Origin of the sequence: Psychromonas sp. MME2 (genome assembly GCF_040566515.1) — a bacterium.
Taxonomy (GTDB): Bacteria; Pseudomonadota; Gammaproteobacteria; order Enterobacterales; family Psychromonadaceae; genus Psychromonas.
Genome location: NZ_JBEWXI010000015.1, coordinates 1 through 26,562, shown reverse-complemented (window position 1 = coordinate 26,562; position 26,562 = coordinate 1). Strand labels below are relative to the sequence as shown.

The window sequence follows — 26,562 nt, the reverse complement described above, 5'->3', positions numbered from 1 at the left end:
TCGCAATATGATCGGAAGTTCGCGTTAAATCATCGAGTAGTGCTTGTAACTTATCGGTATCCCCCGCTAAGATTTCTTCGCCCCCTGCAGACAGATATAACCCAAAGCACTTTTTGTCAGTGGGCTATTTTTAGCGTTGCCCTTTTTATAATTGGCAATGCCGAGATAGCAGCGATAAACACTGCGCGTTAATCCCACGTACAATAACCTCAGCTGCTCTGCTAATTGCTCTTTATCCGTTAATACCATGTGCGCATGACTGCTATTGAGATCATAAAAGAGTTGCCCGTGCTGTTCGGGATCATGGTAAAGACATTCACCACTGCTTGGCTGTAACCCCACATAAGGCATAAACACAATGTTGTATTCCAATCCTTTAGATTTATGCAAGGTGCTTACTTGCAGTAGGTCCTTTTCACTTTCAAGGCGTTGCTTTTGCTCACTTTGCGCCCCATTAGCCCGATTAATCTGTTGGCCATACCAGCGTAGTAAAGCAAAATGACCATCATATTCAACACTGTTTTTTTGTAATAATTCAGCAAGGTGTAGAAGATCCGTCAACTCTCTCTCGCCACCAGCAGTAGAAAGTAAATGGGCAGTGATCCCCTGCTCATGAAAAAGTTTGTGCAACATCGCCAATACCCCGACTTTGTTCCAACTATCTCGATAGGCGATAAACTGTGTGATCTTCTCTTCCCATAATTGACTATTACGTTGCAATTGATGAATTTGCACAAGGTTAAGCGCGAATAATTTACAAGCAATAGCACTGCGTAAAAGACGTTCATTTTCGGGTTGTAAACAGGCCTGTAAAATACGTAATAGATCCGCCGCTAAGGGCGTTGCATAAACACTCTCTTTGAGCGACAAATAGACACTGTTAATATTTTCATCAATCAAGGCTTTGCGGATCTGTGCGGCTTCTTTCCCCGTACGCACTAAAATCGCGATGTCATTGGCACGTAATGGTCTTTTTTGCCCATTGGCATCCTCTAAGTAGGCTTCACCACGTTGTGCTAACAGCAGGATTTTTTTTATTTCATTAACACAGGCAATCGTTATAGAGTCTTTAAAACCTTGCGTATTTTCGCCACCAACAAGATGCAAAAACTGGATCGCTGTTTGCGCAAAATCATCGTCATTATTAATATGTAATGTTGTCCGTGCTTTGTTCGGCGCTTTAACCGCGACAAAGGGAATATCATCATTATAAATAAATGGCGAAGGTGAAAATTCAAAAAACGCATTGACCGCATGAATCATCTCCGCTGTGGAGCGATAGTTATAATCGAGGCTATAGTGCGCAGTCACATTTTTTCTTGCCTGCATGTAGGTGAAAATATCGGCACCACGAAAACTGTAAATCGCCTGCTTAGGATCGCCGATCATAAATAATCCCGCACTTTTATCGGCCGTCTCTTGATCACTCTCTGGTTGATAAATCGTTTGGAAAATACGGTACTGTACGGGGTCGGTATCTTGGAATTCATCAATCAAGGCTACCGGATAGGTCGTCTTAATATGTTTTGCCAGATGTCCATTAGCGGATCGTTGTAACGCCTCATCTAAGCGTGTTAGTAGATCATCAAAGCCAAGTAAACTTTGCGCACGTTTACTTTTTTGCAGATGGTCTCGCACCCAATATGTCGCTTTGATCAGTAAGGTATTTTGTAAGGAGAGGTCAACCTCAAGCAACGCTTCTATTTGCGTAAAGACGGCGTGTTTAGGCACAGCTCCTTTGGGCGTTTTTTCATCAAGGGTTTTCTGGGAAAATCGATGTAAGTTTTTAGGTAAGGTTAACGTTTCACTCGATTGCTCTGCCCAATCGCTCACTTCATTTATCCATGCGGGTAAATTTTTCTTGGTATAGCTACGCTTGGAGACATCGGAATGGTCAATAATATCAAATAGATCCTCTACATTTTCTAGCCAAGCATTTTTTAGCATTGCAATTGCAGTCAGCCCTTCAAGATACTTCCTTCTAAAATCAAAATTGCTAATATGCGGTATAAACTGCACATCTTGACGTGCTAAAAAAGGCATTAATTGTGCTTTTAATTCTGAAGGATTTTTCCAATAGCTGTAAATAAGCATACTTAACGGCGTTGATAGATCATAAAAATGGCTACGCCAAAAGTCATTACAGGCTTGCGTCAATAGCGCGCTATCGTCTTCTAATAGATTTTGCTCAAAAAGAGATCCCGATTCAAAGGCATTTTGCATCAACATGCGTTGGCAGAAACCATGAATAGTGTAAATAGCCGCTTCATCCATCTGTAATTCAGCAAAACGTAAGAGACGGATCGCCACCTGCAACTCTTCACTCTCTGCAATCAATGTTTGAATGAATGGATCGTCACTACTGCCCTGTAAAAACGCTAAACGCACCTCGACAATACGCTCTCTAATACGCGAACGTAACTCAGCCGTTGCAGCATCGGTAAAGGTCACCACTAATATTTTATCAACAGTCAAAGGGCTTTGATGACTGTTCTCTTGGCCATGCCCGAGCAATAAGCGGATAAATAAACTGGCGATGGTATAGGTTTTCCCAGTCCCTGCAGAAGCTTCAATCAAACGTTGTCCATACAGCGGAAAAGTAAGCGCATTTAATGGGGTAATCGTCAATTCACTCATTGTACTTGCTCCTGCCATTGATCATATTCAATGGTGCTGATGTTAACCATAATAGGCTTAAATAGCAGCATCGCTACTCTTTCAAACTCCAACCAATGATCCTCTAAATTATCAAAGCAACGTTGGATATAGGGATCATCACCCTCGGCAAAACCACGAGTATTCGCGAAAATTTCCCGTGCTGCCTGCTGTGCGGCTTCCTTAGTTGCAAAGCTAACATCATCGAGAATAAAACAATCAGGTTGTAATGAATGTACGACACAACTCCAAGCAAAGGCACTTTGTACAAAGAAGGGTAATGGTTGCTGTAAACCTGTTTCATATATCGCGATCAGATCGTTTAATTTTTGATAAGCATAATCAGAAGTAACCTCCTCAAAATAGATACCACTCTCTTGCCCAAATAGACTAGAGTTAAGATTTTGACTATGGGCGATACAGTAACAGAGGTGATCAATCCACAGTGCTAAAATATCTTTACCTTTAACATTGCCAGTTTTAACCCGTACTAAGCCATTCTCACAATGGTCATTTAGTTCACCCAACAAACGTTTCTGTGCAAAACGAATGTCGACGTTGATGGTCTCAATTTCACCGATAAAATAACTAGCGATGAGGTCAGCAAGGTCGACCATACTCTGCAAATCTTTGTTGAAAACCAAGGGAGCAAATTCAGCAATAGGTAACTCCCCCGTTGCTTTAATTTCAACAAATAGCTCCTCTAAAGAGCGCCCCTCTAAGGCACAATTAAACTGTAATTTTTTAAGTTGATATTGCTGCAAGTGATTTAATTCAAATGGCTCATCATTATCCTGTTCGCTCTCGTCAATTTCAAAATAGACATCGAGACGCTGATTATAAAATGCCTTACAAGGGTGTCTAAAAAACTGCTGTAACTGACTTAATTGAATATCGATTAGCGGTTCATCCAGCGGTAATAAGGTCGACGACAAATCACTATCGGTTGTTTCTATTGCAAGTGTTTGTGCCAGTGAAGCTGCTTGCCACCAATTCTGGTTATAGGTGGTTAATCCATCTTGATAATAACGGTCACTATAACTCTGCATGGGATAACGGTGCTCGATGAAAGCACGTAATGCTTGCTCTGCAACGACACAACTATCATTAACATTTTCGGCTAACAGATAACTTTGCTGACAATAATTGCATAATTCAGAAAGCAAGACCGATGGCATCTGTTCACTATTATCATTAATATCACGACCAATATAACTGATATAGAGCTTATCTCGCGCAGACAGTAACGCTTCTAAAAATAGGTAGCGATCTTCTTCACGACGGGAACGATCCCCCCTATAACGATGACCTGCCATCAAATCAAATCCCATTGGGACGATATTACGTGGATATTGACCGTCATTCATGCCCAATAAGCAAACTACTTTAAAGGGAATAGAACGCATCGGCATCAAGGTGCAAAAGTTAACCTGTCCAGTTAAAAAGCGCTTGCTATTAGACTGAGCCGCAAGATTGTTCTGCAGGTAATCAATTAATACAAATAATGATAATGGCTGCGAAAAATCGGCCTGTTGTGTGTGAATTAATAGATTATCCATCTGCTCACGGATAAGTGACAACAGCTCACTGTTCTCTTCATCTTCAAGATAAAAAGTCTCAATTAATTGATATACAAAAGTTTGCCACTGGCCAACATCGTGAGATTGCAACAAGCCCGTTTGTAACGCCATCAATGCATCGATAAAGTCGATAAAACGGCCTAGCAGATCGCCCTGTAACCCCTGAATTTCATCAAAGGGAGATATTTCAGCAAACATATCATCACTCATCGCATAGCCAAGCAACATACGTTTTAAACCAAACATCCAACTATTTTGTGGTAACTCTGGCAATTGCCATTGGCTGGCACTTTTTTCATCCAGTCCCCAGCGGATACCACTGTCATTGACCCACTTTTGTAACAAGATAAATTCATCTTGCGTTATTTTAAAACGTTGTAAAATAGTCGGCACTTCTAATAATGCAAAAATATCCTCACGTGTATAACGACTTTGATTAAGATTTAATAACTGTAAAAAGCTAACTAAAATAGGGTTTTCTTGCTGCGCACTGACATCGGAAATAGTAAAAGGGATATAACGATTGTGTTCTACACTGGCGAAAACAGCTTGGATATAGGGTGCATAGAGGTCAATATTTGGCATCATAACAATAATATCTTTACCCGTTAGCTGCTTGTCAGCGCTAAACATCGCCAATAAATTATCATGTAAAATTTCCACTTCGCGCATCATGCTGTGGGCAATATGAATGGTCAGAGATTGATCATCACTGCGGACAACTTGTCGTTGTGACACATCGCTATCTAAAGCGCGACTACTGTCCTGTAACGCCAAAATATCAGCTTGAATGCAATGCAGTAGAGAATCTCTTTCAATATCGACAAAAGCATCGATCTCCTGCTGCTCTAGGGAGTAGAGTTGATATAAAAAATCACGTCCCATTTTGCCCATCGATGCAAGCAAAGGGTTACCCACTTCATTTTCTGGATCACCACTCATCGCCCACTGCAAGTGGCTGCTATCCTTTTGCCAACTAGAATCAGGCAAGCTTTTTAGATTGCCCTGTGCAACGGTTAATTTCGGACGACTTTGCGCGAAGCGTTTACCTAATAATTTAGGATCTACAATATCAGCCCAATAGTAACGACAGGGATTAGTTAATAAAAAATGCACATCACAATGTTTTGCCAGTCCCAGTAATGCTTGCAAATAGGAATCAGGCAGTGCAGAAATACCAAACACAAAAATCCGTTTAGGCAGATGGGGCAATGATTTTTGCTCTTCTAACTGAGTTAAAAAATCTTTATAAAGCCCGGCGCGATGATAAGCCTTACCTTGATGAATAAAAGCCTGCTCAATACGTTGCGCTAACTTTTTCCACAATTTAGCCTGCCAAAGTTGTTCTCCCACCCACCGTGGCACAGCGTTATCACTTTCCACAGACCAACCACTAAACTGTTGCTCAGATGCGTTTTCCCATGCTTCTATCCACTGTGGACGATAGACTAAATATTGGTCAAAAATGTCGGCTATTTTCTGGCTCAGTTGAAAGCGTTTGCGTAGCTGTGTGTCGTCTTCAAGGTAATGCAGTAAAGGCGAAAAATCGGGATCATCTAAACAATCTGGCAATAGCTGCATAATTTGCCAAGTCATAGACATTTTATTAAAGGGACTGTTCTCTGGAACTTCGGGCAACACGGCTTTAAACTGCTGCCAGATAAAACTTGCTGGCAGTGGAAAATCGAAATTAGCGGCAATCCCCATTTTTTGCGCAATTTGCAGCTGTAACCACTGCGCCATTCCAGGGCTTTGCACCAAAATTGTTTCATTGCCCAAGGGGTCTTGCAATGGTGCCTGCTGCATCAACGCAACGAGCAGATCCTTTAATAAATCCAATCGATTAGAATGATAAACTTGAAACACAAGCAGCTACCTTATGGTTAGTGTGTGGTATTAGTATACTCATAGAGGATAGCAATCTAAATAGTAAAATCAGTAACAAAAACGAGGTGTCATGGGCGTTTTTATAAAAAATAGTACGGTGAATTATGACAATTAATGCAACCTGCTTATAATTTATACAAATTTCCTTAATAACATACTTTATTGAATGAAATTTTTTGTAAGTTAAATAATACAACCACGTTTTAATCTGAAATTGATTACATAAGGATAGTAACTATGTTAGGTGAAAACCACGCGCTACTAAGCGATTTTCCAGAGTATGAAGAGACCATTCGAACATTAACTGAAAATGATCAAAGCTTTTCAGAAAAAGCAAAACAATACCACCTCTTAGATGGCCAAATAAGAAAACTTGAACTCAGAAACTCTCCTGTTAGTGACGATAATATGTTGCAGTTAAAACATGAACGATCTATTTTAAAAGACTTTTTATATCAAAAAATGCTAAATGGCTAAAGCTTGATAGCACTCTGTCATAAATGGAGTAGGAAAAATTCACCTACTTCACTCTTAACGACAAACAAGTACAACCCAAGAAAAAATTGGATATTTACCACTCATTTAAGTAAAAAAAGTAACAGAATTTCGATTTGAATTAACAACCGCTAATCCGTCAGTTAATAGACTATCCAGCAATGCGCTCTATTAATTCGTTCGCCTGTTTATATAGTTCTCCCTGTGCTCCCAAACTAAGACACTTTTCGGACAGAGCACGCGCTTGCTTGTATTTTTTTTGCTGATAACGTAGTAATGCCAAACGATAATAGCTTTCAGGGAATCGGGGGGCAATACGGATAGCGCGCTGAATAGTTGCTTCTGTTGCAGCAAGTTCACCTGCCATCAGCTGTTTATCGGCTCTCTTTAATAAGGCAATGACCGCCGCAGGTGCAGCGACTGCTTTATCAACGACGGGTGGCGGCTCTTTTGGCTCTAGCTTATTTTTATTAGACTCTCTTTGCCCCTCTAAACTAGGCTCAACCACCTCAATGGGAGCCGAAGTTTGCGGTTCAAGAACGGGTTTGCTTGAACAAGCAGCTAAAAGAGCGCTAATAACAAACAGAAAAAACTTAAAAAATTTCAAAATAATCCCCCATCACTCGACTAATTGACGAAACCAATCCAGTATTTTATCAGCACTATCACGACAACGACGCACTTCTTTTGGTAAATAATCTTTGACAAATGGCATTGTCATTGCGTTAGGACAATCATCCTCTACGGCTTCCCCTGTCAGACTGTCCACCCAAGCCATGCTGATATTTTGCGGAGGAATATTTTGAATAGCAAGTTGCGAACGCTGTGCAAAAATATTAGCCCAAACAGATAAGGCCCCCGTTGCCCCCGTTAATCCCGTATTTGCATTGTCATCTCGTCCAATCCAAACAACAGCAACCATATCACCAGAAAAACCAGCAAACCAACTATCTCGCAGGTCATTACTTGTTCCCGTTTTACCCGCTACTGGAAATTGCGGCAATAAATGTTGCAATGCTTTAGCCGTACCCTCCTGCGTAACCGCTTGTAAAGCATAACGCAGTTGATAAATGGCGACATCACTAAAGCGCTTCTGTATCTCTAATGGGTAGCTTTTGATCACCTTACCAGAAGGTTCCATCACTGCTTGAATAGCTATCAAAGAGGTATAAAATCCCTCACTGGCAATGGTTTGATAAATTTGAGCCATATCCATCGGGGTCATTGCAACCGATCCTAAGGTTAGTGATGGTACAGCAGGCAACCGTTGCTCACTACCAAGTCGCGCTATCGTCTCTACTATTTTATCAATACCAACTATATTACCTAAGCGTGCCGTGGCTTGATTATAGGAAAGCGATAATGCCCGATAAAACATGACGTCACCATGACTGTTTTTATCATAATTTTGTGGTGACCATAACTCCCCATTATCTAAGGTCTGCGTATATGCTTGATCACTTATTAATGTTGCTAAATTATAGTTTTGCGGTTGTTCAAGGGCAGTTAAATATACAGCAGGTTTAAGTAAAGATCCCACCTGTCGACGGGCATCTATGGCACGATTAAATCCTGCATAACGGGCATCTTTACCGCCAACAATAGCGACGACTGCACCTGTGTTTGGATGCGTCACAACTACCGCACCTTGTAACTGGTCGCTACTATCATTGCCATTATATTTAGCAATAGCAGCGCTTAAACTGGTTTCCGCACTGTTTTGTATTAAAGGATCAAAATGGGTAAAAATAGTCAAGCCCGTTGAGTTAAGCTCTTCTAACTTATAATCTCGTTGCAATTGACGACGAACTAAATCTAAATAAGCCGGATAACGTTTATGGTCGGCATTAACCTTGACGCCCATACCAAGCGGCTGTTTTTTAGCATATTCAGCTAAACTTGCTGATAACTTATTTTCTCGAACGGCAATATCTAATACCAAATTTCGCCGTTCGAGTGCGCGTTCAGGATGACGCCAAGGATTGTAAAAGCTAGGACCTTTTACTATTGCGACCAATAATGCTTGTTGATCAAGAGAGAGGTTTGCAAGTGATCTCTTAAAATAATATTGACTTGCTAAGCCAAAACCATGAATGGCACGCGGACCATCTTGGCCAAGATATATTTCATTAATATAAGCTTCTAAAATATCCTCTTTAGCAAAATGCATCTCCAAAAGTAAAGCCATCACAGCTTCCTGCAATTTACGAGAGAAGCTACGCTCTGAACTTAAATAATAATTTTTAACTAGTTGCTGAGTTAAAGTGGAAGCTCCCTGTGATATCCCTCTTTCCTTAATATTGACCAGCATTGCCCTTGCTATGCCACGCAATGAAATACCCATGTGATCATAAAAATCACTATCTTCGACAGCCACTAACATAGTTTGTAACGGTAATGGCATTTCATCCAACTTAACTAACAGACGATCTTCATTATGAGAGGGGTAAATTCCGCCAATCAAAAGTGGATTTAAACGTACAATGACGGCATCATCACTACTCTGTAAAGATGAAATAAGTCCATTATTAAATGCTAAGACTATTTTTCGAGCGGGCGACAATTCATCAACAAACTGAAATTCGGGTATATAAATAGTGATTTTGTGGCGCTCTATTTTGGCCTGCCCAACTGTTTTCACCTGTTTAACAAATTCATACCCAAGCATCTCCAACTCAGATTTCAGATCCGCTTTGGAAACCTTTGCCCCCTCATACAACTCCAATGGACGTGCATATACCGTTGCAGGAACTGCCCATTTTTTACCATTAAAAGTGGCGCTAATAGTGCGATCTAGATCGATAACAAAGTGGCAAATAATGGCAGAAGTAAGGGCTAACAAAGCCAATACAAGGATACGGCGCATGGATAACTTTGCTGACAGATTATTTTTATCTTTTTTCATTTTTTATCCAAAGCATTGCAACATATTAGTCAATAGAACGATGCACTATAACAAATAGGCTAGTGTTAAAATATATTGTTTAGTAAAGTAGATCACTGAAACCATCTCGATGGCAGTTAAGGCTACCAGTGGATCCCTTGCAAAGCGAGCACTGAGCAATTTCTTTTCGTTGTTAACAGGTATATGATTAACTAATTGATAACTAAAATTAATAAGTAATACAGGAAATATCATGCGAGAAAATTCTGACTCTTTATATAAAAACAAAAAAAGCACAGCTATAATTGTTTTAACCATTATCCAAGCGATTATCCTCGTCCTCGTCCTTATTGCTGCTGGAATGTATTTTTTTGATAAAAACAGCCCGAGTACCCCGACTACGCCTATAGAAAATATAACGCCCACTCAGCCCATTGTTATTGAAACCGATACAGTCGCTCCTGTCGAGGAGCCGATAAAACCCAGTGATGAACAATCCGATGATCTAACTAATCAAATAGCCCCCGATATAGAAGATGTAGAGCAACCTCCATTACCCACAATTGAGGAATCAGATCCCTTTACTCTCAATATTATTGAACAATTATTAGCAACGACAGAACAAAGTAAGCTCTTTGCTAAACAAGATATTATTAACAATATCGTTGTGTTTATTAGCAACTTATCACAAGGTGAATTGCTGCATAAGTTCAGCCCGGTTAACAAACCTAGTGATAAATTTACAGTTATTGAAGACGACGGAAAGCTATATCTAAACCCGCAAAGTTATCGCCGTTACGATAGTTATATCACCTTGATGAGTCACCTTGATACTGATGCTGTTGTCACACAATACCATTTATTAAGTCCATTGCTTGAACAAGTTTATGGTGAAGTTGGTCACCCGCAGCAAACATTCAAAAACGCCCTATCCGATGCCATTGATATTTTACTCGCAGCCCCCATTATTGAAGAACCGATCGCCTTGATTTATCCTTCTGTGATGTATAAATTTGCAGATGAAAAATTAGAAAACTTGCCCGCGGCACAAAAATTAATGATACGAATGGGGCCTGAAAACAGTCGTAAATTAAAAGAAAAATTACGACAAGTTCAATCGGCATTAGCAAATAAGTAATTTAATAGATTAGTTAACGTAAATAAAATGAAGGTCATTATGAAAAATTTACCCCTTAGTTTAAGCATGATATTTATCGCACTTTCCTTTGGTTGTGCCCCGAATCCCTATGGCGATACTTACGCCGTTGGTGACGCTCAAAAGGTACAAAATGTAAGTTATGGTGTAATTAAAAAAGTAGAGCCCGTTAATATTGAAGGGGAAGGCAGTACGGTGGGCACCTTAGCGGGAGCTGTTGTGGGTGGACTTATTGGTTCAACCATCGGCGGTGGAACGGGATCGAGTATTGCAGCTGTTGGCGGTGCGGTGGCTGGTGGAGTTGCTGGTAACGAAGCCACACAGGCAATCACAAAACGCAATGGCGTAAATATTACAATAACCCTTGATAGTGGTAATACCATTGCGGTGGTGCAAGAAGCCGATCCCAATATGATTTTTCAAGTGGGTCAACGTGTACAAATTAATTCACAGGGTAACAAAACACGCGTAGTGCCTGAATAATGAAATATCAATGGATATTATTTGATGCCGATGAGACATTATTTCATTTTGATGCATTAAAGGGCTTACAGCTTATGTTTTCCCGTCATGGCGTTGATTTCACAGAGCAAGATTATGATCGCTACGAAAAGACCAACAAACCATTATGGGTTGATTATCAAGATGGTAAAATCACAGCAGAACAACTAAAACATACCCGTTTTAAAGATTGGGCGGAAAAGTTAGCAGTTACCACCACCTACTTAAACAAAGAGTTTTTACGCGCGATGGCAGATATTTGCACCCCTTTAGAAGGTGCAAAAGAGCTGCTCGACTCTTTACTTGGAAAAGTAAAAATGGGCATCATTACCAATGGTTTCACCGATCTGCAAGCAATTCGCCTGCAGCGAACCGGTTTTGCAGAGTATTTTTCAACGTTAACAATCTCTGAAGAAGTGGGTGTTGCCAAACCGCATGTAGGGATTTTTTCACACACACTTGCCGCAATAGGAGAACCTGAAAAACATCATGTTTTAATGGTAGGTGATAATCCCCACTCCGATATTTTAGGTGGATTAAATGCAGGTATTGATACCTGTTGGTTGAATATTAAAGGGCATCATGCCCCCATTGATATTGTGCCTCATTATCAAGTTAACTCGTTAAATGAGTTGCAAAGGTTACTACATCAATAGAAAACATGCCTAACACATCATAACGCTTTGATTTCATTACAGTATAAAAGTCTCTTTATACTGTAATGAAAGTTAAATGCGCGATTTACCTAGACGGAAAATGAGGAGCCACAGCCACAGGTTGCCGTCGCATTAGGGTTGTTAACTAAAAAACGAGATCCTTCTAAACCATCGACAAAATCAACGGTGCCACCAACTAAGTATTGCAAACTCATGGAATCAACCACTAATGTAACGCCACTATTTTCTATTAAGGTATCACCTTCATTAACTTTTTCATCAAAGGTAAAGCCATACTGAAATCCTGAACAGCCACCACCAGTGACGTACACCCGTAATTTTAAAGCTGGATTTTGCTCTTCTTCAATAAGCACTTTTACTTTTTTTGCCGCATTATCACTAAAATATATCGGCAACGCTATTTCGACTTCGGATGTCATTAGAACCCCTAAAAATATAAACTATTCACCAGAAACTAACTAAGTATGAATTTCTAGCGCATTATCAAATACCCGACAAATTAAATCAAGTAATACCGCGATATTGGTCCAGCTTAACTCTATAAATTGACTAATAGGTTAAATACTCTCCATTTCCCCTGTTATAGCAAGACGAGTCAAATCTTCAAGACCATACTCCGGCAAGTCTCCATCATCCTGATGAGTCAAACTATTCCACTCATAATTTTGCTCTAGTGTTTGCCTTTTATAGCGACGACTCTTATTGACATCAACTTGTAACGTCACTTCATCAACCGTGATATTTTTAGGTAATTCAAAGCTACCTTTTAAAGTCTGGAAATACTTAAACTTAAATGATAATTGCTCACTATCGGCAAACGTATTGAGCTCACTTAACGCCATATTTGTAATTTCGCCTTCATCAAAGACAGAAAAAAGCAAATCAAACGTTCCCGTTATTAAATGACGATCTTTTTCTGCTTGCATCAAAACTAGTTCATACTCCCATTCATGATCAGCATCTTCATTTTTTGTCACCGTGAAAGAAAATACTTTGATTCCCTTTTCTTCTAATTCAGGCGCGATCACTCGTTCATAAAAGTACAGTTTATTCGCAGCTACATCCATATTCTCATGCAGTTTTTTATTTTCATGCGTCAAGTGCGCAATGATCTTCTCATCAATCATCAATTGTGCCTGATAAGCAGCAGCCTGCTTAGATAACACCATTTTTTCATCTTTGAGCTGGTCTAACTCCATTTCCTGCAATTGCAATGAATCGAGTAAAATATCCTGTTTAAACTTACCCAACAAAAAGCCCAATAATAGACAAATTAAAGAGACGGTGATCCATTTTATGGCATGTTTTCTTAAACGCTGCATTAACTACCCTTGTGCTGTTCGATTTATAGGTTTTCTTTATCTTTATTTAAAGTGCGGAACATCGCTTTACGGATAGTTTCCTGTCGTTTATTACGCATAGAAAGCTTCATTGTACGTTCCAATAATTGTGTATAAATTGGTCGCCCACCTAGCGATTGAGCAACCATAGTCGCCCCCAAGCACGTGACGATTAGGGGTAAAATCATCGAGTAATTACTGGTCATTTCAATGACCAATAAAATACCCGTAATAGGGGCGCGAACGGTTGCGGCAAATAAGCCCCCCATACCGGCAATGGCAAATGTACCTGCGTGCGTTACCGTCTCCGGAAATAACTCATGGCAACCTAGGCCAAATAGCATACCAAATAGCGTTCCGATGGCTAATATTGGCGCAAAAACGCCACCGGGTGCACCGGAACTAAAACAGAGCAAGGTGGTAATGATACGCACAGCAAAGATAACCATTAATGCACCAGCAAAATAATGCCCACCTTCAATTTCAGGGATCAACGCCATGCCGCTTGAGGCAAACTCAGGTTCAATAATCGATAGAGCACCAAAAACAGCGCCAAGAAATAAACCAATGGCAACAAATCGCCAGCGTTGATTATTATGGATAGCTAAATACATGTCCATTGTATTTATTACCATTTTATTAAATAGTACGCCTATCGCTCCGAAACAAAAGCCTAATACTAAATACAGAGGTAGCGACATTAAATCAGGGTGACCATAATGGGTAATATCAACGACAGCATGCTGACTAGACAATGAACGCATTACGATGGTCGCCATTACTGCGCTCATAAAGACACTTTTAGTCGATGTTAAACTGTAGTTAAATTGTGAACGCATCTCTTCAATAACAAACATAATACCCGCAAGAGGGGCATTAAATGCTGCTGCTAACCCCGCTGCAGCACCTGCGGCGAGCAAGGCTTGACCATCAACTTTATTGACCTTAAATAGATCTGAAATCATACGTCCGACATTAGCACCAATTTGTACAGAGGGTCCTTCCCTACCTAGTACCATGCCACTGCCTAGGGTTAACAATCCACCAAAAAACTTAACAGGAAGCACACGTTTCCAGCGAACGGGGCGCATATCTTCCATCGCCCCTTCTATTTCAGGGATACCACTACCACCGGCTTCAGGGGCAAATTTATGGGTCAGGTAAAAAGCAACGCCAGCCATTAGCGATGAGATAGGAATAGCAATCACCCATAGTGGGATATCTGTATCACTGTAATGATGAATCAACGTTAAACGCTGCTCACTTACCCAAACAATGCCATGCTCAAACATAGCGGTGATCACACCTGCTAACGTCCCAATAATCACGGATAGCCAAATCAACAACGCACTACTTTTTCGCGTGAAAAAACGTTCAATAAAAATGCTTAAATAATAGCGCACGGTTGTGAAACTCTTCATATTCATAGGATAAAACAACTAGTTGAGAACGAATTTAAGGTAGCAAACGAATCAATCACAGATAAAAAAAATCGTAATTATATAAAATATATAACTTAATGTAACGTAATCTCTACATATAATAGATAATTATCAATAAGCAATTTATATCATCGCGCAGACTCTGCTATATTAACGTTCATTATTTTCAGTAATTACATAGGATTTTCATGACAGCTTCTGAACAACTTTTTCAACGCGCACAAAATATCATTCCCGGTGGTGTTAACTCTCCTGTTCGTGCATTTAATGGTGTCGGTGGCGGTCCACTATTTATAGAAAAAGCCGACGCCGCATATATTTACGATGTAGATAAAAAAGCCTATATCGATTATGTCGGTTCATGGGGACCGATGATTTTAGGGCATAACCACCCTGCTATAAAAAATGCAGTAGTAACAGCAGCTGAAAATGGTCTTAGCTTTGGTGCACCTACTGAAATAGAAATCATCATGGCAGAAAAAGTGCAAAGCCTCATGCCTTCAATGCAGCAATTACGTATGGTTAGTTCTGGTACTGAAGCTACGATGAGCGCGATACGCCTAGCCCGAGGTTATACTGGACGTGATAAAATTTTAAAGTTTGAAGGTTGTTACCATGGCCATGCAGACTCCTTGTTAGTTAAAGCAGGCTCAGGCGCATTGACCTTAGGTCAACCAAGTTCACCGGGTATACCAGCCGACTTCGCACAACATACACTAACGGCTACCTTCAATGACCTTGACTCGGTACAACGTTTATTTGATGAATATAAAGGGCAAATTGCCTGTATTATTGTTGAGCCTGTGGCTGGTAATATGAACTGTATTCCGCCCATTGAGGGATTCCTACAAGGGTTACGACAAATTTGTGATGACCATGAAAGTTTACTTATTTTCGATGAAGTGATGACCGGATTTCGCGTCGCACTAGGTGGAGCGCAGGCCTATTATGGGATAAAACCAGATTTAACAACGCTTGGTAAAGTAATTGGTGGTGGCATGCCCGTTGGCGCATTTGGCGGATGTAAAAAAGTGATGCAGCACATCGCCCCAACTGGGCCCGTATATCAAGCAGGGACGTTATCTGGTAACCCAATCGCCATGCATGCAGGGCTTGCGGCACTAACCGCGTTAGAAAACTCCGAATATGCACAACTAGCAGAAAAAACAAAAACATTAGCGTTAGGTATTGCGCGTGTTGCTGCTGAAGAAAATGTCCCTCTAGCGGTTAACTATGTCGGCGGTATGTTTGGTATTTTCTTTACTGCCGAAAAAGAGATAACGAACTTTTCACAGGCATGTCATTGCGATGTAGAAAAATTTAAGCAGTTTTTCCATCTTATGTTAGCTGAAGGGATTTATTTAGCCCCATCGGCATTTGAAGCTGGATTTTTATCTTTAGCACATACCGACCAAGATATTGAAAATACACTGATCGCAGCTAAAAAGGTCTTTGCTCAGTTATAATTTCTGCACATTTCAGTTAAAAAATGCACAGCTCAATCGTTGTGCATTTTTTCTTGCATATTTCCTCACAAATCGGCGCTAAATTATCAGCAATTATTTTTAGTAACAGCTAATTACGTTATACTCATCTCTTTTGTAAAATCAGAATAGCAGGGTCAAATAACATGAGCGACGTACTAGATTTAAGCTTGGAAGGTATTGAACAAGCGCCACTAGCTAAATTTACTGAAGAAGCCTATCTAAACTACGCCATGTACGTGATCATGGATCGCGCCCTTCCCCATATTAGCGATGGTTTAAAACCCGTACAACGACGCATTATTTATGCAATGTCCGAGTTGGGTTTATCGGCATTGGCAAAATATAAAAAGTCAGCCCGTACCGTCGGTGATGTATTAGGTAAATACCACCCTCACGGTGATAGCGCCTGTTATGAAGCAATGGTGTTAATGGCACAGCCATTCTCCTACCGCTACCCGTTAATTGACGGGCAAGGTAACTGGGGGGCACCAGACGACCCCAAATCCTTTGCTGCAATGCGTTATACGGAATCGCGTCTATCGCCCTTTTCAGAAGTGCTACTTTCTGAAATAGGTCAAGGTACAACGGATTGGAAACCCAATTTCGATGGCACCATGAAGGAGCCCAAATTACTACCCGCAAGATTACCGCATATTTTACTCAACGGCATAACCGGTATTGCCGTCGGCATGGCGACCGATATTCCTCCACACAATGCGCGAGAAGTGGCCGATGCCTGTATCCATTTGATCGATAATCCCAAAGCGGATCTCAACGAGATTATCGGGTTTATTCAAGGACCTGATTACCCAACTGAAGCGGAAATAATCACACCGCGTAATGAAATAAAAAAAATATATGAAAGCGGGCGTGGCAGCTTTAAGAGTCGCGCAGTATATCTAGTTGAGAACGGCGAAATTATTATCACAGCCTTACCGCACCGCGTTTCTGGTGGCAAAATACTTAAAGATATTGCCAAACAGATGCAAGATAAAAAATTGCCGATGGTAGCCGACCTACGCGATGAATCGGATCACGAAAACCCAACGCGTTTAGTGATCATTCCTCGCTCTAATCGAATTGATATTGAAGCATTAATGCATCATCTTTTTGCCTCTACTGAGCTCGAAGTTAACCATAAAGTTAACCTTAATATGCTTGGTTTAGACATGCGCCCACAAGTAAAAGGGTTGCTAACAATACTAACAGAGTGGTTAGAATACCGCTTTATCACGGTGCGCCGTCGCCTACAGTTTCGACTCGATAAAATTCTAGCGCGTCTACATATTCTCGAAGGTTTATTAATCGCCTACCTCAACATTGATGAAGTGATCGAAATTATCCGTACCTATGATGATGCCAAAGCGGAATTAATGTCGCGCTTTGCGCTATCAGAAATACAGGCGCATGCCATTTTAGAGATAAAACTGCGCCAACTTGCCAAACTTGAAGAGATTCAAATTCGCGGCGAAATGGATGAATTATCAGCAGAGCGTAATAAATTAGAACAGCTACTCAGTTCTGATCGCCGCTTAAAAACTTTAGTTAAAAAAGAGCTTATCGCCGATGCGAAAAAATATGGCGACGATCGACGTTCACCTATCGTGGAACGTATCGAAGCGAAAGCCTTAACAGAAAAAGAGCTCATGCCGAGTGAGCCGATCACCGTGGTATTATCAAGCCAAGGTTGGGTTCGTGCAGCTAAAGGGCATGATATCGACGCACAGGCGCTAAGTTATAAATCGGGAGATGAATATTTAACCAGCGCGCAAGGAAAGAGCAATCAAAGTTGCGTGTTTATAGATGCCAGTGGTCGCGCCTACTCATTAGATGCGCACTCCTTAGCATCGGCACGTTCCCAGGGTGAACCACTAACGGGCCGTTTTAATCAAAATAGTAATGTCCCCTTTGTTGCCACCATCCTTGGTGATGATGACGATCGTTATATCATGAGCAGCGACCACGGTTACGGATTTATCGTCAAATTTAGCGATATTAATAGCCGTAATAAAAATGGTAAAGCGATGATCAATTTGACCGAAAATGCGCTCTTGCTAGCACCAGAAAAGCTCAGTGATAGTGAAACCGATCTTTGCTTAAATATTAGCAATGAAGGACGCATGTTGATATTCCCCGTCACTAGCTTGCCAACCCTTAGCAAAGGTAAAGGCAATAAAATGATTAATATCAGCAATGCAAAAGCGACTAAACGCGAAGAGTTTGTTACTATGATCAAGATTATTCCACAATCAAGCTCAGTGACCCTACACGCAGGAAAACGCAAGTTAACCCTAAAGCCAAGCGACTTAGCACATTACCAGGGGGAACGAGGTAGACGTGGTAATAAACTTCCCCGCGGTTTACAACGGGTAGACAAAATAGACGTTATATTTGAAGAAGAGAACTAAACAACCATGTTATTTATTATTCGTTTTATATTAATTATTAGCGCCGTATTATTGATGAGTGTATACGCTATTTTTTATTGCTTGCTCAGCCCTCGCAATCCGAAAAATACCTATCACTTCGCTCAACTTTTTAGCAAAATGTCACGTTTAGTGGGATTAAAAGTAATTCTACGCATGCCCAAAAATGCTAAAGATAATGGCTCTGTGGTTTATTTGGCTAATCATCAGAATAACTACGACATGGTGACAACAACCGCAGCAGTCCTACCCAACTCAGTGACCATTGGTAAAAAAAGCCTTGTATGGGTCCCCTTTTTCGGCATTATTTACTGGTTAACGGGTAACATTCTTATTGACCGTGATAATAAAGATAAATCACGAAATACCATTAACCAAGTTGCTGCGCGTATGCGTGAAAAAAACTTATCCGTATGGATATTCCCAGAAGGGACTCGCAGTCGTGGACGCGGTTTAATGCCCTTTAAAATGGGGGCATTTCATACGGCATTACAAGCGGGGGTTAATATCGTACCAACCGTGATTTCTGATACCCATAATCAAGTTAACCTAAATCGCTGGGATAATGGCGAAGTGATCGTTGAGATGCTAGAGCCAATTGATATATCACAATATAAAACGCGTGAAATTCGTCGTCTAATGAACGACTGCCACGCCATTATGTTAGAGAAATATGAACAACTAAATAATGAAGTAAAACGCCCAGATAACAACCGTAACTGTTGTGATTAATAGGAATGAATAATGGATAACACGCCAGATTTAAAAGAGTTACTCGAAGAGTTTCGAGTTGAAACAGAAGAGATTGTTGAAGCTATTCTTGAGGATGGCAGCAATCCTGATGCTGTTTATATGATTGAGCACCATCTCTCCTGTAGTGATTTCGACGTGTTAGAAAAAGCTGCTATTGTCTGCTTTAAGAAAGGTTATGAAGTCACTGACCCAGAAGAGTTAGAACTTGAAGATGGCTCTATTATCTTAAGTTTTGATGTGATTGTAGAGATGAATCTCGATGAAGAAGCGATTATGGAGGATGTCGAAAAATTACTTATTTTAGCGCAATCTTTTAATATTGATTATGATGGTTGGGGAACTTACCCAGAAGAGTAATTAGCTTACTGTCATGCCCAATCTATCAAAGATTGGGCATGACAGCGAGATAACCATTAATGTAGCGTCTTTTCTGGTGCGATTTCTGCTTCATTTAATTTTTCAATGATTGAATTTTTAAGCACCATCGCTTCAATTTCCAATCCATAAAGATTTTCATCCCAGTTAACGCCTGCAAATACTTGCTGTTTTTGCATGCCATCCAACCAAGATTCTAAAAACACGGTGAGCGTAATAGGCTGAATTTTGTAATTGGCCCACTCTTCATTTTGCAATTTTTCAGCGAGAGAAGGTTCAGACCAGAAGAGATAAACTGCAGATGCATCACGGTTATCATGCGCATGGCAATTTGCCCACCCTTCATTTTCATCAAACAAACCAAACAACACTTCCTGTTGCGTCACTTGTTCAACAAACATTTCCGCTCTTTTTAAATATTCTTCTTTCATTATGTTTACTTTCTCACTCGTCTTTATTGGCTTCAGAATTTGCAATTTTTGCTTCAAATGCTGCTAATTTATTTTCTAGCTCCGCTAATTTTTCACGGGTACGTAATAATACATGCGTTTGCACTTCAAACTCATCGCGGCTAACCATATCGAGTTTACCCAACTGCGCCTGTAGTACCTGTTTAACTTTACGATCAATCTCTTCACCAAAGCTTTTTACGCCAGCAGGCATTGAGTCACTGACTTGCTTAGCGATCTCTTCTAATTTTTTGGGGTTAAACATGATTACCAAACTCCTTAACTATTTTGCGCTATTGTATACCTGTTACCAAGTAAACACAAAAATCAGCCGATAAAGGTTAAGTAACCTTGAATGACAATTAAGTTCGTTATATCAATAAAAAAAGCGCCAATAATGGGCACAACGACAAAGGCCTGTGGAGAGGGACCATTACGTGAAACAATGCTGCCCATATTCATCACAGCGGTGGGTGTAGCCCCCATCCCAAAACCACAATGCCCGCCAGACATCACAGCAGCATCGTAACTTTTGCCCATAAAGTTAAAGGTCACAAAATAGGCAAAAAGAACAATAACTACCGTTTGCACCACCAATATGAATAACAATGGTAAGGCGAGTTCAAATATTTCCCAAAGACGCAAACTCATCAACGCCATCGATAAAAATAGTGATAGCGAGACCGTACCAAGAATATCCACCGTCTCTGCATTAATCTTATATATTTTAGTCGTATCGGTAATATTGGTAATCACAACCCCAATAAACAGAGCATAAACAAAATCAGGGATTTTCAAATAACTAATATCAAAACTATCAACAAACTCTTTCCCATATTTCGCGCCTGCTACGCAAAATAATAAAATAAACAATGTTTCCTTTATTTTTTTAGAGCTAACTTGATCTTCTTCTAAATCATTATAAGTCACTAACTCAGGATGAGTGTCATGATGGTGGGTTCCTTTACCAAAGGTTGATTGCAGTTTTTTTCCATCAATTAATTTTTGAGCAACAGGGCCGCCGATTAATCCCCCCATCACTAAACCAAAGGTGGCGGCTGCCATCGCAAATTCCAGTGTTTGCACGCCATAGTCTTCACTGAAGGTTTGTGCCCAAGCGGCGCCCGTACCATGGCCACCGGAAAGCGTAATTGATCCCGCAATTAAACCAAGTAAAGGATCTAACCCTAATACATTGGCCATAGCAACTCCAACACCATTTTGAATAATGATATAGAGCGTTGCGACCAGTAAAAAGAAGGCAACTTTAGCGCCCCCCTGCAGCAGCAATTTAAAGTTAGCCGCTAGGCCAACACTACTAAAAAACAGCAGCATCAGCACAGATTGCAGTGGCAACTCAAAATTAACGGTGATGCCTTGCTGATGTAATAGCGTGATCACTGACGCAATCACTAAACCGCCTAAAATAGGCTCGGGAAGATTAAAACGGGCAAGTTGGGGAATAGAAACATTAACAAACCGACCAATAAATAGTACTGAAATGGCTATAATAAATGATTCTAACGCCCCCACCTCGATGACAGATTGCATTTTGACTCCTTTGATTTATAAACGAGAAATCAGTAAGCAAAAGATAAACTGATTTAAAAAGAAGAGTGAATAGCATTATACAATTCAATGTAACTATACCCGTTAGCCAACAAAATGCAAAATTGGCGAAATAATAGATAACAGCGTTGCATTCTATCGTAATAGCCAGATATTTGATAAATCACCCTGATACAGATTTTCACGCCCTCTGAACGTGACATATTCTATTTCGTCAAAAAGGTTTGCTCCAGTAATACGAAACTAGGTGATAATAATTAGACATAATCGAATAAATACAAACAGTAATGGCATTATCATACTGGTGATAATGACGCTTTATATAAAATGAATAGCGCTCTAACGGCGCTATTCATTAGCGAGCAACATTTCTTAAACTAATATAATCCCGTTCTCATTGGCTATCTCTTCAAAAGAATCATTTAAGAATTTTATATTCTTATAACCTTTACTAATCAATGCGGTATAGGCTATGGATGCTCTAGCGCCAGCCCCACAATGGACAATAACTAAGCCAGTTTTTGGAATCATGGCTAAATTTTTATCAAGCGTTTCAAGCGGTATATTAATGGCATTTTTGATGTGCTCACGTGCAAACTCCTCAGTAATCTAACATCTATAATGGTCGCGTCATTAAATTTTACAGCAGCAACAAACTCAGTTTCATCAATTGCACCTTTGACCAGTTTCTTAACATAGTGAAGTTCTGTGCCAATGGGGGTATTGGCAATCGGCCGCTTTTGTTTATACCAGTCACTCATTCCTCCCTTTAATATCGCCACATTCTTGAAATTCCAAAAGGTTAATATTTCATATGCTTCGATTGCCTCTTCATTTTGACCGCTGTCAGCCACTATGGTGATGGGGGCTTTCCTATCGCGTAAGGCAAAAATAGTCCGTTTTTTGGTGGGTAACTTCTGTTCGTTCCATTTTTGATGCATTGCAACTAGCTGCTCGGTCGGAAGGTGCACCGCACCTTTGATATGCGAACTAGGCTTAGCTCTAACATCAATAATGACATGGTTAATATCAATATTTTTTGCTAGCCATGTGGGATTAACGTAAGCCGGGTAAACTTCTTCTTTCCAAGCCGGAAACCCTTCTACATAGGCTTTAACATTCGAATAGCCATTTTTTTGTGCAATTTTTAACGCTTGGGGACTTAACGGACAAGTCACACCACCACAATAAAAAACTAATAGGGTGTTTTTATCCTCGGGTAACCAAGTTATATGGTCAGCCAATTCATTGGCAGGTGTTGCAACAGCATTAGGCAGGTGTCCAATATTATATTGCTCTACTGGCCGGGCATCGCCGATAAATACTTTTTCACCCGCTTCAATCATCTCAGCCAGTTGCTCAGTACCAATAATTTGTTGCTCGGGAAGTTTAACCAATATTCGTTTAATGTAATTAGCGTACATATCGCTATCAACTGTTGCTTTTATTTTTGTATTAACGGTCAACTCCTCAAAAGATTCTGCACTCTCAAGTTTTGTTTGGTCGTTAAATTTAATGACGGTGACCGCTTTGCTTTTAGGGTTGATCAATTGAATAACTTTTGCCTGTACAGATATAGATTGAATTTTTCCTACAACTTCTGTTGCCATCAATGACAATGACATAGGCAGCAAGGCAATGAGTATGATTATTTTTGTAAACATTATGGCACTCCTGATTGTAAATATTTTAAAGTAGCTGTTTATTCGACTGGCAAAGCAATAGCGATTTTTAACAATAATTTCTATTGCTATATTAGCTTAGACTTCATTAGTTATATTTACATTAGATTTAGCTTGTTTTGCTAGGAGGTGTGCACTGGCTCACGACTCAAACGAGCCGACTCAAACGAGGACATCCATATCTTTTGAACGACGACACAAACGAGGACATCCATAACTTTTCATTTATAAAAAATCTAATAGCCATTCTTTTTAAAAATAATCTTAATCCGCACTTTGCTGTAATGAAATAGTTAAATTCCAGCACTTGATACTCAATTCAATCTGTTTAATCAAATTTTATTAAAATCAACGCATAAAACACCCTTAACGAAGCGTTAATAGTTAATAAAAAATAAATGATGGGGGAGTTAATGCAGCATACAACTTAGTTTGTTTTGCCCAGATACCCAACAGCGACCAGTGTGTTCGGCAAACAAGGCAAGCTCTTCGAGTGAGCCCACTGCACCATGGTAATCTTTACCAAAACTCACCGCTAAGGACAACCAGGTATCACTCTCTAAGCCAAGGGTACTTAATAAGCTTGGCAGTTGGCTCGAAATCACGCCGCGCTTATCCTCTCGAATCGCTCGTCCAGTCCAATCAACAAGCTCTAAATAATCGAGCAAGGCATAGGGAATACCTTCGTGGGGCGCATCACATTCTGCCGCTACAAAACCAAATAAGGGTTTACTGTTATCATGGCAATGCAACGCTTCATCGTGACTACATTTACTGTGGATACGCTCAAATATGGACGTAAATTCCGATGTTTCCACACTCTCTGACATTTTTGCCCGCACGGGGTTTAAATCAACATAAGCCATACAAGTTAATAGTGCTTTTTCATCAAGCAATGCTTGCGACTTAAAGCGCCCTTCCCAAAAGCGTCCTTTACAGTTATCTTCGGCGTTCGCTTTGCGGGCAATAAATTCATTTAACGCACGCATGAACCAAGAGATATCAAGCAGGCGATGACGCCATTTGCTGATTATCTCAAGCGCCACCTCTATTTGACCTGCGCAAGTCAGCTCCCCTTTACGCCATCGAGAAACTATTTCTGAGCCAGAATAAAGTTGATACCAACGTCGGCAAACTTCTTCATCGCTGCAGGCGCTAATCTCGGCTTCATTAGCATGTAAAACAAGGTGATAGTGATTAGACATAATCGAATAAGCGCAAACATCAATGGCAAAGATATCACTTAATTGCCGAATGCGATCGACCATCCATTGCCGGCGATGTGAATAGTTTTTACCGCTGTAATTATCTTCGCCACACAAAAATGCACGGCGAGACATCGAGAAATGCAATGATAATAAGGCGTGTCCACAAGAGAAATTAACGAAGCACGTGATTGTGTCATACCAAACTCCACAACTGTAAACAAAAACACTGTTTATATAGTAGGTGCAATATTCAATTTAGTCAAAAAGGTGTGGGTGTCCTACACTATCCAAAGTAGCCCAACTGCAAACAACAAAACTTAAATCATAAAATTAGAAAACAAGGTGAATTAAGCAAACCCGTTTAGCACAAACTCAACCTAAATATTGCCCCACTTCCAACTACGATTCAAAAAGCCAATTAGCAAACTCGCTCAGGATTGGATCGTGTAAAACACCAAACCAACCAATTTACAATTTCTACATTTCACAATGCGGAGCGAAATTTAACGCCGCAATAAACGGCGCGTAGGTTGGCGCTGTTTTTGCTGCTTTTTGTTTTTAGCAAAAATCGCGACAGCCGTTATGCGTCCGATTTAATTGCCTTGTTAAATTTTAGCGACTTGTTTGCTCTTAGCCTACAAGACACTTAATGCTTGATTTTGTTGTAACTTGAAACAAAAAACGTTGGTTTAAAACAATTTTAAATCAACGAAGTAGCCCAACTACCAACAACAAAACGTAAATCATAAAATTGGAAAATAAGGTGAATTAAGCAAACCCGTTTAGCACAAACTCAACCTAAATATTGCCCCACTTCCAACGACTATTCAGAAACCCAATTAGCAAACTCGCTCAGGATTGGATCGTGTAAAACACCAAACCAATCAATTTATAATTTCTACATTTCACAATGCAGAGCGAAATTTAACGCTGCAATAAACGGCGCGTAGGTTGGCGCTATTTTTGCTGCTTTTGTTTTTAGCAAAAATCGCGACAGCCGTTATGCGTCCGATTTAATTGCCTTGTTAATTTTTAGCGACTTGTTTGCTATTCGCCTACAACACTTAATGCTTGATTTTGTTGTAACTTGAAACAAAAAACGTTGATTTAAAATAGTTTTAAATCAACGAAGTAGCCCAACTACCAACAACAAAACTTAAATCATAAAATTGGAAAACAAGGTGAATTAAGCAAACCCGTTTAGCACAAACTCAACCTAAATATTGCCCCACTTCCAACTACGATTCAGAAACCCAATTAGCAAACTCGCTCAGGATTGGATCGTGTAAAACACCAAACCAACCCATTTACAATTTCTACATTTCACAATGCGGAGCGAAATTTAACGCCAAGTTCACCGGCGCAGGTAAGTTGGCGAATTTTTTGGAACAAAAAAGGTGACAGCTTACCGGAGTCCGCGTGCAACTTTTTGTTATGTAATTAATGCACTTAGGTCGATAGGTGTCCTGCAACGGGCCCGACTCCTGTAGCCCATAAACTTTCAACCACTGAGCTTAAAAAAATACGAGAACGAGCTTTTAATGTTTTAACCATAGACACCTCCTTAGTGCTGTCTTGATCCGAAGGAATCAATCTAATACTTACGTAACGCAACAAAAACAACAGAAAGACTACAGAGCCAACAACCGCCATAGGGATTTCAACCCCTCCACCTATTACCCCTATCGGCCTAAATGCACTAATTTAGCTACCAGTTTGATGAAAAGGCTTCCAACCTTTTTATATAATAGCTTATCTTTATCTTGTAAGTGGCGTGCAATTGTTGCAAACAACCACCCAGTTTTGTTATCGATATTCATTGCCCTGAGGGTATGCTGACTTCTTTTAATCCAGTTGATCTTTAATAAAAGTAGCGGAACCCAGCCTTCACTAAAACCTGACTCAGAAGACTTTATAAATTCATGAACCTCATCTGACATTTCATCAAACAATTGGTGTACTTTTTGTTTAAATGGCACACACCCTCCTTTTACAT

General features: G+C 40.2%; 22 protein-coding genes. 8 read left to right on the top strand and 14 right to left on the bottom strand.

Annotation, left to right across the window (positions count from 1 at the left end):
• Nucleotides 1–66 precede the first annotated feature (66 nt).
• Nucleotides 67–2,637 (bottom strand): exodeoxyribonuclease V subunit beta, encoded by a 2,571-nt coding sequence (gene recB, locus AB1A03_RS15475; RefSeq protein ID WP_354625514.1) that lies wholly within the window; start codon nucleotides 2,635–2,637, stop codon nucleotides 67–69.
• Nucleotides 2,634–6,101 carry an exodeoxyribonuclease V subunit gamma gene (recC, locus tag AB1A03_RS15470; RefSeq protein ID WP_354625513.1) on the bottom strand — a complete coding sequence of 1,156 codons (3,468 nt, stop codon included), beginning with the start codon at nucleotides 6,099–6,101 and terminating at the stop codon, nucleotides 2,634–2,636. Before recC ends, recB begins: the two co-directional genes overlap by 4 nt.
• 258 nt (nucleotides 6,102–6,359) lie before the next feature.
• Here recC and AB1A03_RS15465 point away from each other — a divergent pair, with 258 nt between their 5' ends.
• Nucleotides 6,360–6,599 (top strand): HP1242/YdcH family protein, encoded by a 240-nt coding sequence (locus AB1A03_RS15465; protein WP_354625512.1) that lies wholly within the window; start codon nucleotides 6,360–6,362, stop codon nucleotides 6,597–6,599.
• A gap of 169 nt (nucleotides 6,600–6,768) precedes the next feature.
• Here the strand turns inward: AB1A03_RS15465 and AB1A03_RS15460 are convergent, their stop codons facing one another.
• Entirely contained in the window at nucleotides 6,769–7,224 is a 456-nt protein-coding gene (locus tag AB1A03_RS15460) for a tetratricopeptide repeat protein (protein WP_354625511.1), read from the bottom strand.
• A gap of 12 nt (nucleotides 7,225–7,236) precedes the next feature.
• Complete coding sequence (gene mrcB, locus AB1A03_RS15455; protein WP_354625510.1) at nucleotides 7,237–9,522, bottom strand: penicillin-binding protein 1B; 2,286 nt, start codon at nucleotides 9,520–9,522, stop codon at nucleotides 7,237–7,239.
• Nucleotides 9,523–9,754: 232 nt separating this feature from the next.
• Here mrcB and AB1A03_RS15450 point away from each other — a divergent pair, with 232 nt between their 5' ends.
• From AB1A03_RS15450 to yjjG, 3 genes are read left to right on the top strand one after another with little or no spacing between them, the layout of a single operon-like run.
• Nucleotides 9,755–10,639: a DUF3014 domain-containing protein gene (locus tag AB1A03_RS15450; protein ID WP_354625509.1), complete on the top strand. Its 885-nt coding sequence runs from the start codon at nucleotides 9,755–9,757 to the stop codon at nucleotides 10,637–10,639.
• Nucleotides 10,640–10,678: 39 nt separating this feature from the next.
• Nucleotides 10,679–11,140 (top strand): outer membrane lipoprotein, encoded by a 462-nt coding sequence (locus tag AB1A03_RS15445; protein ID WP_354625508.1) that lies wholly within the window; start codon nucleotides 10,679–10,681, stop codon nucleotides 11,138–11,140.
• Complete coding sequence (gene yjjG / locus AB1A03_RS15440) at nucleotides 11,140–11,814, top strand: pyrimidine 5'-nucleotidase (RefSeq protein WP_354625507.1); 675 nt, start codon at nucleotides 11,140–11,142, stop codon at nucleotides 11,812–11,814. The genes AB1A03_RS15445 and yjjG overlap by 1 nt, the downstream gene beginning before the upstream one ends.
• An 89-nt stretch (nucleotides 11,815–11,903) precedes the next feature.
• On the opposite strand, the gene erpA is transcribed toward yjjG, so the two are convergent.
• The 3 genes from erpA to clcA all read right to left on the bottom strand — a co-directional run bounded on the left by erpA (nucleotide 11,904) and on the right by clcA (nucleotide 14,578).
• Nucleotides 11,904–12,254 (bottom strand): iron-sulfur cluster insertion protein ErpA, encoded by a 351-nt coding sequence (gene erpA / locus AB1A03_RS15435; protein WP_354625506.1) that lies wholly within the window; start codon nucleotides 12,252–12,254, stop codon nucleotides 11,904–11,906.
• A 138-nt stretch (nucleotides 12,255–12,392) separates the two neighbouring features.
• Nucleotides 12,393–13,157, bottom strand: coding sequence for a DUF6776 family protein (locus AB1A03_RS15430; RefSeq protein WP_354625505.1), 765 nt, complete (start codon nucleotides 13,155–13,157; stop codon nucleotides 12,393–12,395).
• A gap of 23 nt (nucleotides 13,158–13,180) precedes the next feature.
• Nucleotides 13,181–14,578, bottom strand: a complete 1,398-nt coding sequence (clcA, locus tag AB1A03_RS15425) for a H(+)/Cl(-) exchange transporter ClcA (protein WP_354625504.1) — start codon at nucleotides 14,576–14,578, stop codon at nucleotides 13,181–13,183.
• Nucleotides 14,579–14,805: 227 nt separating this feature from the next.
• Here clcA and hemL point away from each other — a divergent pair, with 227 nt between their 5' ends.
• From hemL to rraB, 4 genes are all read left to right on the top strand, one after another.
• Nucleotides 14,806–16,083 carry a glutamate-1-semialdehyde 2,1-aminomutase gene (gene hemL, locus AB1A03_RS15420; protein ID WP_354625503.1) on the top strand — a complete coding sequence of 426 codons (1,278 nt, stop codon included), beginning with the start codon at nucleotides 14,806–14,808 and terminating at the stop codon, nucleotides 16,081–16,083.
• 164 nt (nucleotides 16,084–16,247) lie between these two features.
• Nucleotides 16,248–18,512 carry a DNA topoisomerase IV subunit A gene (parC, locus tag AB1A03_RS15415; RefSeq protein WP_354625502.1) on the top strand — a complete coding sequence of 755 codons (2,265 nt, stop codon included), beginning with the start codon at nucleotides 16,248–16,250 and terminating at the stop codon, nucleotides 18,510–18,512.
• A 6-nt stretch (nucleotides 18,513–18,518) separates the two neighbouring features.
• The gene (locus tag AB1A03_RS15410) at nucleotides 18,519–19,262 is read left to right on the top strand and encodes a 1-acylglycerol-3-phosphate O-acyltransferase (RefSeq protein WP_354625501.1); all 744 of its coding nucleotides are present in this window, start codon (nucleotides 18,519–18,521) and stop codon (nucleotides 19,260–19,262) included.
• A 12-nt stretch (nucleotides 19,263–19,274) separates the two neighbouring features.
• Nucleotides 19,275–19,640 carry a ribonuclease E inhibitor RraB gene (gene rraB / locus AB1A03_RS15405; RefSeq protein ID WP_354625500.1) on the top strand — a complete coding sequence of 122 codons (366 nt, stop codon included), beginning with the start codon at nucleotides 19,275–19,277 and terminating at the stop codon, nucleotides 19,638–19,640.
• 56 nt (nucleotides 19,641–19,696) lie between these two features.
• Here the strand turns inward: rraB and AB1A03_RS15400 are convergent, their stop codons facing one another.
• From AB1A03_RS15400 to AB1A03_RS15370, 7 genes are all read right to left on the bottom strand, one after another.
• Entirely contained in the window at nucleotides 19,697–20,089 is a 393-nt protein-coding gene (locus AB1A03_RS15400) for a DUF2750 domain-containing protein (protein WP_354625499.1), read from the bottom strand.
• Nucleotides 20,090–20,102: 13 nt separating this feature from the next.
• The gene (gene ubiK / locus AB1A03_RS15395; protein ID WP_354625498.1) at nucleotides 20,103–20,372 is read right to left on the bottom strand and encodes a ubiquinone biosynthesis accessory factor UbiK; all 270 of its coding nucleotides are present in this window, start codon (nucleotides 20,370–20,372) and stop codon (nucleotides 20,103–20,105) included.
• Between the two features lie 62 nt (nucleotides 20,373–20,434).
• On the bottom strand, nucleotides 20,435–21,658 hold the full coding sequence (gene gltS / locus AB1A03_RS15390) for a sodium/glutamate symporter (RefSeq protein ID WP_354625497.1): 1,224 nt from the start codon (nucleotides 21,656–21,658) through the stop codon (nucleotides 20,435–20,437).
• A 390-nt stretch (nucleotides 21,659–22,048) separates the two neighbouring features.
• Nucleotides 22,049–22,240 carry a rhodanese-like domain-containing protein gene (locus AB1A03_RS15385; RefSeq protein WP_354625826.1) on the bottom strand — a complete coding sequence of 64 codons (192 nt, stop codon included), beginning with the start codon at nucleotides 22,238–22,240 and terminating at the stop codon, nucleotides 22,049–22,051.
• Entirely contained in the window at nucleotides 22,210–23,340 is a 1,131-nt protein-coding gene (locus tag AB1A03_RS15380) for a rhodanese-like domain-containing protein (protein ID WP_354625496.1), read from the bottom strand. Before AB1A03_RS15380 ends, AB1A03_RS15385 begins: the two co-directional genes overlap by 31 nt.
• A 428-nt stretch (nucleotides 23,341–23,768) precedes the next feature.
• Entirely contained in the window at nucleotides 23,769–24,698 is a 930-nt protein-coding gene (locus tag AB1A03_RS15375; RefSeq protein WP_354625495.1) for a hypothetical protein, read from the bottom strand.
• 1,550 nt (nucleotides 24,699–26,248) lie between these two features.
• Nucleotides 26,249–26,562: hypothetical protein (locus AB1A03_RS15370; RefSeq protein ID WP_354625494.1), on the bottom strand; the 314-nt coding region annotated here is incomplete at its 5' end.